Origin of the sequence: Variovorax sp. OAS795 (assembly GCF_040546685.1) — a bacterium.
In the GTDB taxonomy this organism is placed as follows: domain Bacteria; phylum Pseudomonadota; class Gammaproteobacteria; order Burkholderiales; family Burkholderiaceae_C; genus Variovorax.
In genome coordinates this window covers 3,430,170-3,442,681 of record NZ_JBEPOH010000001.1, presented here as the reverse complement: position 1 = coordinate 3,442,681, position 12,512 = coordinate 3,430,170, and the positions used below count along the sequence as shown (strand labels likewise).

10 protein-coding genes are annotated in these 12,512 nt (G+C 66.7%); 1 reads left to right on the top strand and 9 read right to left on the bottom strand.

The window, feature by feature from the left end:
- Window positions 1-24: 24 nt before the first annotated feature.
- Genes dapC through argA form a run of 3 tightly spaced genes read right to left on the bottom strand, consistent with a single transcriptional unit; the run spans window position 25 to window position 3,318 of the window.
- A complete protein-coding gene (gene dapC / locus ABID97_RS16630) occupies window positions 25-1,245 on the bottom strand; it encodes a succinyldiaminopimelate transaminase (protein ID WP_354399537.1) in 1,221 nt (406 codons plus the stop codon).
- Window positions 1,246-1,291: 46 nt separating this feature from the next.
- The gene (locus ABID97_RS16625) at window positions 1,292-1,939 is read right to left on the bottom strand and encodes a LysE family translocator (RefSeq protein WP_354399536.1); all 648 of its coding nucleotides are present in this window, start codon (window positions 1,937-1,939) and stop codon (window positions 1,292-1,294) included.
- A gap of 32 nt (window positions 1,940-1,971) precedes the next feature.
- Window positions 1,972-3,318 carry an amino-acid N-acetyltransferase gene (argA, locus tag ABID97_RS16620; RefSeq protein WP_028258750.1) on the bottom strand — a complete coding sequence of 449 codons (1,347 nt, stop codon included), beginning with the start codon at window positions 3,316-3,318 and terminating at the stop codon, window positions 1,972-1,974.
- Window positions 3,319-3,550: 232 nt separating this feature from the next.
- On the opposite strand from argA, the gene hrpA reads away from it, so the two are divergent.
- On the top strand, window positions 3,551-7,339 hold the full coding sequence (gene hrpA, locus ABID97_RS16615; protein WP_503012820.1) for an ATP-dependent RNA helicase HrpA: 3,789 nt from the start codon (window positions 3,551-3,553) through the stop codon (window positions 7,337-7,339).
- An 80-nt stretch (window positions 7,340-7,419) separates the two neighbouring features.
- On the opposite strand, the gene ABID97_RS16610 is transcribed toward hrpA, so the two are convergent.
- The 6 genes from ABID97_RS16610 to lptF all read right to left on the bottom strand — a co-directional run bounded on the left by ABID97_RS16610 (window position 7,420) and on the right by lptF (window position 12,512).
- Window positions 7,420-7,578 (bottom strand): DUF3309 family protein, encoded by a 159-nt coding sequence (locus tag ABID97_RS16610; RefSeq protein WP_082517427.1) that lies wholly within the window; start codon window positions 7,576-7,578, stop codon window positions 7,420-7,422.
- 116 nt (window positions 7,579-7,694) lie between these two features.
- Window positions 7,695-8,870 carry a pyridoxal phosphate-dependent aminotransferase gene (locus ABID97_RS16605; protein WP_354399534.1) on the bottom strand — a complete coding sequence of 392 codons (1,176 nt, stop codon included), beginning with the start codon at window positions 8,868-8,870 and terminating at the stop codon, window positions 7,695-7,697.
- A gap of 11 nt (window positions 8,871-8,881) precedes the next feature.
- Window positions 8,882-9,823 (bottom strand): CysB family HTH-type transcriptional regulator, encoded by a 942-nt coding sequence (locus ABID97_RS16600; protein WP_354399533.1) that lies wholly within the window; start codon window positions 9,821-9,823, stop codon window positions 8,882-8,884.
- A 63-nt stretch (window positions 9,824-9,886) separates the two neighbouring features.
- The gene (locus tag ABID97_RS16595; RefSeq protein ID WP_354399532.1) at window positions 9,887-10,261 is read right to left on the bottom strand and encodes a sirohydrochlorin chelatase; all 375 of its coding nucleotides are present in this window, start codon (window positions 10,259-10,261) and stop codon (window positions 9,887-9,889) included.
- Between the two features lie 11 nt (window positions 10,262-10,272).
- Window positions 10,273-11,382, bottom strand: coding sequence for an LPS export ABC transporter permease LptG (gene lptG / locus ABID97_RS16590; protein ID WP_354399531.1), 1,110 nt, complete (start codon window positions 11,380-11,382; stop codon window positions 10,273-10,275).
- Window positions 11,379-12,512: an LPS export ABC transporter permease LptF gene (gene lptF / locus ABID97_RS16585; RefSeq protein WP_354399530.1), complete on the bottom strand. Its 1,134-nt coding sequence runs from the start codon at window positions 12,510-12,512 to the stop codon at window positions 11,379-11,381. Before lptF ends, lptG begins: the two co-directional genes overlap by 4 nt.

Sequence of the window (12,512 nt, the reverse complement as noted above, 5' to 3'; positions counted from 1 at the left end):
AAATGGAGCCGGGAATGCAGCGGTTCAGCCCTGGCCAGGCCGGCCGGATCGCACGAAGCGGACGATGCGTTCGGCGGCTTCCACGCATTCGGCCGTTTCGGCCACCAGGGCCATGCGGATGCGGCCACGGCCGGGGTTGGCGCTGTGTGCCGTGTCGCGCGCCAGATAGCTCCCCGGCAGAACCGTCACATTGTATTGAGCGTGGAGCGCGCGGGCGAAGGATTCGTCGTCGCCAGCCCACACTTCGGGCACCCCGGCCCAGAGGTAGAAGCTGGCGTCGGGCAGGCGCACGTCGAGCACCGGTTCGAGCAGCGGCGTCACGGCCGCGAACTTGGCGCGGTACTTGGCGCGGTTCTCGGCCACATGGGCCTCGTCGCCCCAGGCCGCGATGCTGGCCGCGGCCACGGTGCCGCTCATGGCGCTGCCGTGGTAGGTGCGGTAAAGCAGAAAGCTCTTGATGACGGCCGCGTCGCCCGCCACGAAACCGCTTCGCAGGCCCGGCACGTTGCTGCGCTTGGACAGCGAGGTGAGCGCAATCAGGTTCCTGAAATCGCTGCGGCCGAGCTGGGCTGCGGCTTCGAGTCCGCCGAGCGGCGGCTCGTCGCGAAAGTAGATTTCGCTGTAGCACTCGTCGGCCGCGATCACGAAGCCGTAGCGGTCCGACAGGGCGAAGAGCTTCTTCCATTCGTCCAGCGACATCACGGCGCCCGTGGGATTGCCGGGCGAGCAGACGAACACCAGCTGGGTGCGCTCCCAGACGGCTTCGGGCACGCTGTCCCAATCGACTGCGAAGTTGCGCGACGGAACGCTCGGTACGTAGTAGGGCTCGGCGCCCGAGAGCAGGGCCGCGCCTTCGTAGATCTGATAGAACGGATTGGGCGACACCACCACTGGCGCAGGGCTCTTGCTGTCGTCCACCACCGTTTGCGCGAGCGAGAACAGCGCCTCGCGCGAGCCGTTGACCGGCAGCACCTGCGTGGCAGGGTCCAGCTGCAGCGCGTAGCGGCGCTGCAGCCAGTCGGTGAAGGCGGTACGCAGCGCCAGGGTGCCCGCCGTGGCCGGGTAGGCCGCCAGCGTGGCCATGCTCGCGGCCAGCGCATCCTTGATGAAGGCCGGCGTGGCGTGCTTGGGTTCGCCGATGCCGAGGCTGATGGGCGAGAAATCCGGGTGGGGCGTGATGCCCTCGAAAAGGCGCCGCAGCCGCTCGAACGGATAGGGCTGGAGCTTGGAAAGCAGGGGGTTCATGGAGAGCGATTATCGGCGACGGTCGCCGGCCGCTCGGGCCCCGGCGTCAGGTGCCGCTGCGCCGGTAGAACGCCAGCGAGCCGGCCAGCGCCAGCAGCATCGCGCCGCAGGTGCGGTCGATCCAGCGGCCGGCCGCGGCCGTCAGCAGCCGCATGGCCCGCGCACCCACGAAGGCGTAGACCAGCATCACCGATGCGTCCAGCGAGGCGAACAGCACCGAGATGATGGCGTACTGCATGCCCTGCGCGGCCGCCGGGTCGATGAACTGCGGCATCAGCGCCGAGCAGAACAGGTAGCCCTTGGGGTTGGTGACCGCCACCAGGAACGACTTGAGAAAGACCTTGCGGCCGTCCCCATTCGTGCCGGTGCCCGGCTCCCCTGCTGCGGCGCGCGGCGCGTCGAAGCTGCCGCCCCTGGAGCGGAGCATCCGGATGCCCAGCCATGCCAGGTACACGGCACCCACCCACTTGAGCATGGAGAACCAGAACTCAGAGGCCGCCAGCAGCGCGCCCAGGCCCAGCGCCACCGCGCCGACCAGGACAAAGTCGGACAGCACCGCGCCCAGGATGCCAGGCAGCGCGCCGCGCACGCCGCGCCGCGATCCGTTGCTCAGCGCCAGCAGCACCGTGGGGCCCGGCGTTGCGATGGCGGCCAGCGCGACGATGGAGAACAGCAGGGCGGTGGCGAGCGTCATGGCAGCGGGCTTCCCTTTACAAGTTCAGGGTTTCAGATTTTCTTGACCAGCACCTGGCTCTTGCGGTCCCAGTTGTACTTGCGCTTGCGGGCCTCGGGCAGCCAGTCCGGGTTGACCTGCTGGAAGCCGCGCTTGAGGAACCAGTGCATGGTGCGGGTGGTGAGCACGAAGATGCTTTCCAGGCCCATGGCCTTGGCGCGGTGCTCGATGCGCTTGAGGATGCGTTCGCCGTCGCCCTGCGATTGCGACTGCGGCGAGACGGTCAGCGCGGCCATCTCGGCGGTCTTGGCCTCGGGGTAGGGGTAGAGCGCCGCGCAGCCGAAGATCACGCCGTCGTGCTCGATGACCGTGTAGTGGCCCACGTCGCGCTCGATCTCGGTGCGGTCGCGCTTGACCAGCGTGCCGTCGCGCTCGAAGGGCTCGATCAGCTGCAGGATGCCGCCGATGTCGTCCACCGTGGCTTCGCGCAGGCTTTCGAGCTTTTCGTCGATCACCATGGTGCCGACGCCGTCGTGCACGTACACCTCCAGCAGCAGCGCGCCGTCCAGCGCAAACGGCAGGATGTGGTTGCGCTCCACGCCGCCCTTGCAGGCCTTGACGCAGTGCTGCAGGTAGAAGGCGGTGTCGGTGGGCTTCTGCGGCGGCGGCAGCGAGGCCAGCAGCTTCTCGGCCGCGGCGAGCGGCAGCTCGGTGTCGATGGGGTTGTCTTCGCTCTCGGGCAATTCGCTGTCGATGCGGATGCCGGGAATCTCGGTCAGGAAGATCAGCTTGTCGGCCTGGATCGAGATGGCGACGCTGGTGGCAACCTCTTCCATCGTCAGGTTGAAGGCCTCGCCGGTGGGCGAGAAGCCGAAGGGCGACATCAGCACCATGGCGCCGAAATCGAGCGTGCGGCGGATGCCCACGGCGTCCACCTTGCGCACCAGGCCCGAATGCTTGAAGTCGACCCCGTCGACCACGCCCACGGGCCGGGCGGTGATGAAGTTGCCCGAGATCATGCGCACCGTCGAGCCCGCCATCGGCGTGTTCGGCAGGCCCTGGCTGAAGGCGGCCTCGATCTCGTAGCGCAGCTGGCCGGCCGCTTCCTGGGCCGAATCGAGCGCCACCTCGTCGGTGATGCGGATGCCGTGCGAGTAGCGCGCCTCGTGCCCCTTGGCCGCGAGCTGCTCGTTGACCTGGGGTCGGAAGCCGTGCACCAGCACGATCTTGACGCCCATGCTCTGGATGAGCGCCAGGTCTTGCGCAATGTTCTGCAGCTTGCCCGCCGCGATCGCCTCGCCCGCCAGGGCGACCACGAAAGTCTTGCCGCGGTGCGTGTGGATGTAGGGCGCGACCGAGCGGAACCAGGGCACGAAGGTGAAGTTGAAAACGGTGGACATGGAACGCGATTGTGCATTCTTGAAGGGCGGTTCGCGCGGGGCGGGCGATCGGGCGATGGGCCGGGCCGCTCCCAGAGCGGCGTGCAACCGTGGCGGCGCGCACCGATAATCGACGGTTTGCCCGCCGCGCCTTCGCGAATCAGCTTTTCCCTTGACGACCACGACACCTTCCGCACCCTTGCGCATCGACTTCCCCGAGTCGCTCCCGGTCTCCGCCCGGCGCGACGAGATCATGGCCGCCATCGAGGCGCACCAGGTGGTGATCGTCTGCGGCGAAACCGGCTCGGGCAAGACCACGCAGCTGCCGAAGATCGCGTTGGCGCTCGGCCGCGGCAAGCTCAATGCGCCGCCGGGCAAGGGCCGGCTCATCGGCCACACCCAGCCGCGCCGCATCGCCGCCAGCTCGGTGGCCAAGCGCATCGCCGAAGAACTGAAGACGCCGCTGGGCGACGTGGTCGGCTTCAAGGTGCGCTTCCAGGACCGGCTGAGCCGCGACGCCTCGGTCAAGCTCATGACGGACGGCATCCTGCTCGCAGAGACGCAGACCGATCCGCTGCTCAAGGCCTACGACACGCTGATCATCGACGAGGCGCACGAGCGTTCGCTGAACATCGACTTCCTGCTGGGCTACCTGCGCGAGATTCTTCCACGCCGGCCCGACCTGAAGGTGATCGTCACCTCGGCCACCATCGACGCCGACCGCTTCGCGCAGCACTTTGCGTCAAGAGGGGGTCCAGCGCCGATCATCTATGTGTCGGGCCGCACCTTTCCGGTCGAGCAGCGCTATCGCCCCTTCGAGGAATCGCGCGAGCACGACCTGAACGACGCCATTGCCGATGGCGTCGACGAACTCTGGCGCGATCCGCACAACGCGGGCGACATCCTGGTGTTCCTCCCCGGCGAGCGCGAGATCCGCGAGGCGGCCGACCACCTGCGCCGCCACCTGAGCCACCAGCCGCTGCTGCGCAATGCCGAGGTGCTGCCGCTGTTCGCGCGGCTGTCGGGCCCCGAGCAGGACCGCATCTTCGACGGCCACACCGGGCGGCGCATCGTGCTGGCGACCAACGTGGCGGAAACTTCGCTCACCGTGCCGGGCATCCGCTACGTGATCGACACCGGCACCGCGCGCGTCAAGCGCTACAGCTTCCGCAGCAAGGTCGAGCAGCTGCTGGTCGAGCCGATCAGCCAGGCCGCGGCCAACCAGCGTGCCGGCCGCTGCGGCCGCGTGGCCAACGGCATCTGCATCCGGCTCTACGACGAGAAAGACTTCGAAGGCCGCCCGCGCTTCACCGACCCTGAGATCCTGCGTTCCTCGCTGGCGGGCGTCATCCTGCGGATGAAGTCGCTGCGCCTGGGCGACGTGGCACGTTTTCCGTTCCTGGAAGCACCGTCGCCGCGCGCCATTGCCGACGGCTACCAGCTGCTCAACGAACTCGGCGCGGTCGATGATGCGAACGAGCTCACGGCCACCGGCGCCGAACTCGCCAAGCTGCCGCTCGATCCGCGCGTGGGCCGGATGATCCTGGAGGCGCGCACGCGCGGCGCGCTCGAGGAAGTGCTGGTCATCGCGTCGGCCCTCAGCGTGCAGGACGTGCGCGACAGGCCGATGGACGCGCAGCAGCAGGCCGACCAGGCGCATTCGAAATTCGACGACGAGAAGAGCGAGTTCAGTGGCTACCTGCGGCTGTGGAAATGGATTGCCGATGCGCGCGGCGGCCATGGGGATACGCACAAGCTCAGCAACCGGCAGTACGAGCAGCTGCTGCGCCAGAACTTCATCAACATCCGCCGCGTGCGCGAATGGCGCGACATCCATTCGCAGCTGCTCACGGTGGTGACCGAGCACAAGTGGCGCATCAACGCGGAGCCGGCGGGGTACGAGCCGCTGCACTTGTCGATGCTCGCGGGCCTGCTCGGCAACGTTGGCTGGAAGCTCGAGGACGACGAGGCCTACCTCGGTGCGCGCGGCATCAAGTTCTACAAGCACCCCGGTGCGCACCTGAAGAAGAAGCCTGGCCGCTGGATCGTCGCGGCCGAGCTGGTCGAAACCACGCGCCTTTTCGGCCGCGGCATCGCCAACATCGAGCCGCAGTGGCTCGAGCAGGTGGCGGGCCACCTGCTGAAGAAACAGCTGCTCGATCCGCATTGGGAGAAGAAGGGCGCGCAGGTTTCCGCACTGGAGCGCGCGACGCTCTACGGACTCGTGGTCTACAGCGGCCGCCGCGTCGATTTCACCAAGGTCGATCCGGTAGCGGCGCGCGAGATTTTCATCCGCGAAGCGCTGGTCGCGGGGCAATGGGAGAGCAAGTTCCCGTTCCTCGTGGCCAACCGCAAGCTGGTGCGCGAGGTCGAAGGGCTGGAGCACAAGTCGCGCCGGCAGGACGTGCTGGTCGACGACGAACTGATCTTCGCCTTCTACGACGCGCAGCTGCCTGCCGACGTGGCGAGCGGCATCACCTTCGAGAACTGGTACCGCCATGCGTCCAGGGAGCAGCCGCGCCTGCTCTTCCTGACGCGCGAGGAGCTGATGCGCCACCAGGCGGCAGGCATCACCACGCAGTCCTTTCCGTCGACGCTCCGGCTCGGCGGTGTCGATTGCGCGGCCACCTACCTGCACGAACCCGGCGATGCGAAGGACGGCCTCACGGTCAGCGTGCCGCTCTTCGTGCTCAACCAGGTGAGCGAAGAGCGCTGCGAATGGCTGGTGACGGGCATGCTCAAGGACAAGATCCAGGCGCTGCTCAAGAGCCTGCCGCAGCGCCCGCGCTCGCGGCTGGTGCCGCTGCCCGATTCGGCGGCAAAGCTGGCGGAAGAACTCTCGGCGCCCGAAGTGTTCGGCCACGGCTCGCTGACCGACGTGCTGCTCAAGCGTGTGCGCGATGCCACGAGCATCGACGTGAAGCGCGCCGACTTCAAGCTCGACATGCTGCCGCCGCACCTCTTCATGAACCTGCGCATCGTGGACGAGCATGGCCGCCAGTTGGGCATGGGGCGCAACCTGGGCGCGCTGAAAGCCGAACTAGGCGCGCAGGCGCGAGGCGCTTTCCAGGCGCTGGCCGGGCTCAACGTCAAGGCGTCGCCCGACCGCAAGCCCGCGCAAGCCGCCGAAGGCCAGGCGCCGGCCAAGGGCCATGCCGCCGCGGCGGCTCCGGCAACGCCGAGCCTGCCCGCAGGCCAGCGCTACACCAGCTGGAGCTTCGGCGAGCTGCCCGAGCTGATGGAAGTGCGGCGCGGCGCGCAGTCGCTCATCGGATTTCCCGCGCTGCGGGACGAAGGCGACGCGGTCACCATCGAGGTGTTCGATGAGCCCGCCGTGGCGGCCTCGAAGCATCGCGCGGGTCTGCGCCGCCTGTTCGCGCTGCAGCTCAAGGATGCGCTCAAGTACCTCGAGAAGAACATCCCCGATCTGCAGAAGATGGCGGTGGCCTACATGCCGCTGGGCACCTCCGAGGAGCTGCGCACGCAGATCATCGACGTGGCCATCGACAGGGCCTTCCTTCAGGAGCCGCTGCCTGCCGACGAATTCGCCTTCAAGCGCCGCCTCGAGGAAGGCCGGGGCCGGCTCACGCTGATCGCGAACGAGGTGGCACGGCTCGCCTCGTCGATCCTCGTCGAGTACGCCGCCGCCGCGCGCAAGATCAAGGACACGAAGATCCAGCCCGAAGCCGTACAGGACGCCGCGCAGCAATTGCAGCGCCTGGTAGGCAAGCGCTTCATCGCGGACACGCCGTGGACGCAGCTGCAGCATTTCGCGCGCTATCTCAAGGCGATCGTGCTGCGGCTGGACAAGTTGCGCGCCGATCCCGCGCGCGACGCCGCCAAGCTGGCCGAGCTGCGGCCGCAGGAGCAGCGCTACTGGCGGCTGGTGGCGGAGCGCAAGGGCGCGGTGGACGAGCGCATGCTCGAGTTCCGCTGGCTGCTCGAGGAACTCCGCGTGAGCTTCTTCGCGCAGGAGCTGCGCACGCCGCAGCCGGTCAGCATCAAGCGGCTGGACAAGGCCTGGGCCCAGCTGCAGGCCTGACCCCGCGAACGCTGCGCAAGGACGAAAAAAAGCCCGCTTGTCGGCGGGCTTCTTTCAGGTGCGCGAAGTGTCCGGAAGCTCTATATGCGTCCCATGAGCACCAGGATGATGACGATCAGCAAGACCAGGCCCAGGCCGCCGCTGGGCCAATAGCCCCAGCTCCGGCTGTAGCCCCAGCTCGGCAGCGCGCCTATCAACAGCAAGATCAAAACGATCAGCAGAATGAACGAGAGGGACATGCTTATCTCCTGGACTTTTGTTGTTACGAGGCTGCATGCTCGCTGTCCAGGGGCGCAATACACGCCGGAAAGCCGCTCCTTCGGCGGTCAGGACTATCCTACCGGCGGCGTCGGCTTTATAGCCGTGCGAGGCGGTCCAGCGCGCTGAGCAACGTCTCGTCCTTCTTGGCAAAGCAGAAGCGCACCACGCGCTGGTCGAAACCGTTGCCATAGAAAGCCGACAGCGGAATGGCCGCGACGCCGATCTCCCGGGTCAGCCACAGGCAGAAGTCGGCTTCCGAAAGCTCGCTCACCGCCGAGATGTCCACGCACTGGAAGTAGCTGCCCTCGCTGCGCAGCAGCTTGAAGCGGGTCTTTTCGGCCAGGCCGGCGGCAAACAGGTCGCGCTTTCGCTGGTAGAAGGCCGGCAGCTCCAGGTAGGGCACGGCATCGCCCATGTACTGCGCGAGCGCATGCTGCATCGGCGTGTTGACGGTGAACACGTTGAACTGGTGCACCTTGCGGAACTCGGCCATCAGCGGTGCCGGCGCGGCCACGAAGCCGACCTTCCAGCCGGTGACGTGGTAGGTCTTGCCGAAGCTGCTCACGATGAAGCTGCGCGCGGCCAGGCCCGGAAAGCGCGCCACGCTTTCGTGCTGCGCGCCGTCGTAGACCATGTGTTCGTACACCTCGTCGGCAATCACGAACACGTCGGTGGGGGCGAGCAGCTCCTCGAGCTTGCGCATCTCGGCCGCTGTCCACACCGTGGCGCTCGGGTTGTGCGGCGTGTTGACGATGATGGCGCGCGTGCGCGGCGACAGCGCCGCGGCAATCTTGTCGAAGTCGGGCCGGAAGGTGCCGGGCACGAGCGGCACGCGCACCACGCTGCCGCCCGCCAGTTCGATGTTGGGCACGTAGCTGTCGTAGCAGGGCTCCAGCACGATCACCTCGTCGCCCGCGCGCACCACGGCGAGGATGGCCGTGATGATCGCCTGCGTGGCACCCGCGGTCACCGTGATCTCGTCGGCGGCGCTGTAGTTGTGGCCGTAGAGCGCAGAGATCTTGCCGGCAATCGCCTGGCGAAGGGCCGGGATTCCGGGCATCGGCGGGTACTGGTTGTGGCCCGCTGCCATGGCCGCCGTCACGTCTTCGAGCAGCTTCGGGTCGCAGTTGAAGTCGGGAAAGCCCTGGCCCAGGTTCACCGCGTTCTTTTCGGCCGCCAGGGCCGACATCACGGTGAAGATGGTGGTGCCGACGGCAGGCAGCTTGGTGCCGATGGCTGGCGTGCGTGGGGAAGAAGGAACGGTGCTCATGGTCGTGGTCTTCAGAGTTCGTAGTCTTGCTGATGGCCGCTCAGGGCCTTGGCGATCAGGTTGCGGTCGAGCCGGTCGGACAGCAGCTCGGCGAACTTGAATACGAAGTTTCGCAGGTAGGCGCTGCGCTTGAACGCCACGCGCGCGATGTTCTGTCCGAACACATGGCCCATGGGCCGCACCACGAGATCGGCGTTCGACTCGTCGCGCACCGCCATCTCGGCCACGATGCCCACGCCCAGGCCGAGCCGCACATAGGTCTTGATCACGTCGGAGTCGATGGCTTCGAGCGCGATGCGCGGCGTGAGCTTCTTCTGCGCAAAGGCATGGTCGATGCGCGTGCGGCCGGTGAACGACGGGTGGTAGGTGATGATGGGTTCGAGCGCCAGGTCCTCGAGCGAGATGCGGTCCTTGCCGGCCAGCGGATGGTCCTTGGGGAGCACCAGCACGTGCTGCCACTCATAGCAGGGCAGCGTCACCAGCTCGGTGTAGTCGGCCAGCGATTCGGTCGCAATGCCCACCTCGGCGATCTCGTCGATCACCATGCGCGCCACCTGGTCGGGCGAGCCCTGGTGCAGGCTCACGTTGACCTTGGGGTAGGCCTCGCGCAACCTGGCCACCGGCACCGGTAGCACGTAGCGCGCCTGGGTGTGCGTGGTGGCGATCGAAAGGGTGCCGCTGTCTTGCGCGCTGAACTGCTCGCCGATGCGCTTCAGGTTGCCGACTTCGCGCATGATCAGCTCGATGCTGGCAATGACATGCTGGCCCGGCTCGGTCACCCGCTTGAGGCGCTTGCCGTGGCGGGCGAAGATCTCGACGCCGAGTTCTTCCTCGAGCTCGATGATGGCCTTGGACACCCCCGGCTGCGAGGTGTGGAGCGCCTTGGCGGCTTCCGTGAGGTTCAGGTTGCGCCGCACGGCTTCCTGGACAAACTTGAACTGGTGCAGATTCATATCAAATTCCGTCTTATTGCGGAATTCATTATGCCTTCGGAGTCTATGGAAATAGCTGCGAATTCAAGATTTGGTGGCAATTCTGGCAAGCAATTCGACCAGCTCGGGTTCCTCGCCGACGATGTTGGCCAACTGGATCTCGACGTCTGGCCAGTTGCCCCTCAACGCGTCGACCTGCAAGGGCAGATCCTCGCGCGCGTGCTTTCCCATGCCAAGGAACAGCGGAACGATCCGCAGCGCCCGTGCGCCGCTGGCGATCAACGCCGCCGCGGCGGTGCGCAGGTCGGGTGCGGCCAGTTCCATGTAGGCGCAAACCACGCGGGCCTGGGGGTCGAGCGCAGTGACGCGCGCGGCCACGGCCTCGATCGGCGCACGCCAGCGCTCGTCGCGCGAACCATGGGCCAGCAGGATGATGCCCCTCGCTTTGTCGGCTGCCATCTTCTTCTCGTCTATCTTCGAAGAACCAGCCAGCTGAACGCGGCAAGCGACATGACCGAATAGATGAGGCCCGGTGCCGCGGCCGTGAGCCATGGCGACCAGTTGCTGAGGTTGCCGAGGTAGCCGAACACGTTGTTCAGCAGGAAGAAGCTGATGCCGATCATCACGCCGCCGAACACATAGGTGGTGATGCCGGCCTGGCGGAAGTGCAGGTAGGCGAAGGGCAGCGCGAGCACCACCATCACGAGGCAGGACAGCGGGTAGAAGACCTTGCGCCAGAACTGGATCTCGTAGCGCTGCGCAGTCTGGCCGTTGGCATCGAGATGGCGGATGTAGTCGAACAGGTCGATCGTGCCCATGCGGTCCGGCCGGAGCAGTGCCACCGACACCATCTCGGCGGTGAGCGTGGTCGGCCAATCGAGTTGCGGCACCTTGGTGGTGACGATGCGGGCCTTGTCGGCGGCGGCGCGCGTGTCGTAGTCCTGCAGTTCGACGTCCGAGAGCTCCCAATGGTCGTCGAAGATGCGCGCCGAACCCGCGACCAGCTGCTTGCGCACATAGCCGTTGGCATCGAACTCGAAGATGCGCGCGTTCTTCAGCGAGCCATCGCGTGCGATGGACAGCACGTTCACGGCATAGGACACGTTCTCGCGCTTCTCCTTGAGCCACGCGCCGGTATTGCCCACGAGCGAATACGAGCCCTGGTAGCGCGACTTGAGCAGCTGGCCGGTGCGTTCGGACACCGGCGCGATGTAGTCCCCGATGGCAAAGGTCAGCACGACGAAGCCGAGCCCGAGCAGAAGCAGGGTGCGCAGCGCCCGCCAGGGACCGAGGCCGCTGGTGCGGAGAATGGTGTATTCGGAGCTTTGCGCAAGGCGCGCCATCACGAAGATGCAGCCGATCAGCACGGTGATGGGGAGCAGCTCGTACAGGTGGCTCGGAATCAGCAGGGCCACGTAGATCAGCGCCTGCGCGGGACCGTAGGCCAGGCTTTCGGGCTTGCCGATGGACTGCAGTTCGTCGACGAAGTCGAAGAAGAAGAACAGGCTCAGGAAGCCGAGGGTCACGAAAGCCACGGCTTTCAGTGCCTCGACGTAGATCAGGCGTCGGATTGTTTTCACGAGGGATCGATTTTTGCGGGCTGGGACGGCAGGCCGCCGGCGATCACGCGATCGTTGTTGCGCCGCCGGCCCCAGTTGTTGTTGCGCAGGAACAGCCACGCCACGCCGATCAGCAGCACGCCGCCGTGCAGCAGCAGCATGAAGGAGCCCATGCCGAAGCGGCCGGAACTGATCCAGCTCTGGCCGAGGTTGAGCATGTTGTAGTAGACGACGAAGGCGAACAGCGCGAACAGCAGGTTGCCGCTTCGCCCCACCCGCGGGTTGACGCTGGAGACGGTCAGTGCGAGCAGCACGAAATTGATGGCCGCCAGCAGCATGCCGACCCGCCAGGCCAGTTCGCCCCGGCTTGCGTCTCCGGGCTCGCGCAGGAGCTGGAGCGTGGGCTTGGCGCGCGCAGGGGTGGCATCGCCGTCCAGGGCCGCATTGCCGCCGGCGCGCGTGCCGTAGGTCTCGAACTCACTGATCTTGAGGCCCGAGGTGGGCAGCAGCGGACGCTCCAGGCGCTGGCCGTTGCTCAGCATCAGGAAGCGGTTCTCGCCGAGGTTCTCGATGCGGCCGCTGCGCGCGGAGGTGGTGATCTGCAGCCCGCGCTCGATCGCCCAGATGAACACGTTGGTCGCGGTGGCGCCGTCCGGCGTGTCCTTGTCGATGAAGAAGACGCGCATTCGCCCCGAGGATTCGCGGAACTCGCCCGGCGTGACGCGTTCGATGTCGCTGCGCCTTTCGTACTGCGCGCGCATGCCGATGGTCTGCGAGTTGGCCCATGGCCAGCCCAGCAGCGCCATGACGGCGATCAGCGCGAGCACCGGCCAGGCAAAGCGAAACAGCGGCTGCACGAAGTCGGCGAGCCCGCGCCCGCTGGAGAACCAGATCACCATCTCGCTGTCGCGGTACATGCGCGACAGCGTGCCCACAATGGCGATGAACAGGCTCAGGCTCAGGATGGTCGGCATGTAGCCGAGCACCGTGTAGGCCATCACCAGGAACACTTCGGACGGGTTCACGCTGCCCTTGGAGGCGAGCCCGAGGGTGCGGATGAGCATCATGGTCATCACGATGGTGACCAGGACAACGAGGGTCGCTCCGAAGCTGCGCGACAGCTCCTTGCGTAGGGAAGAATGGAATAACAT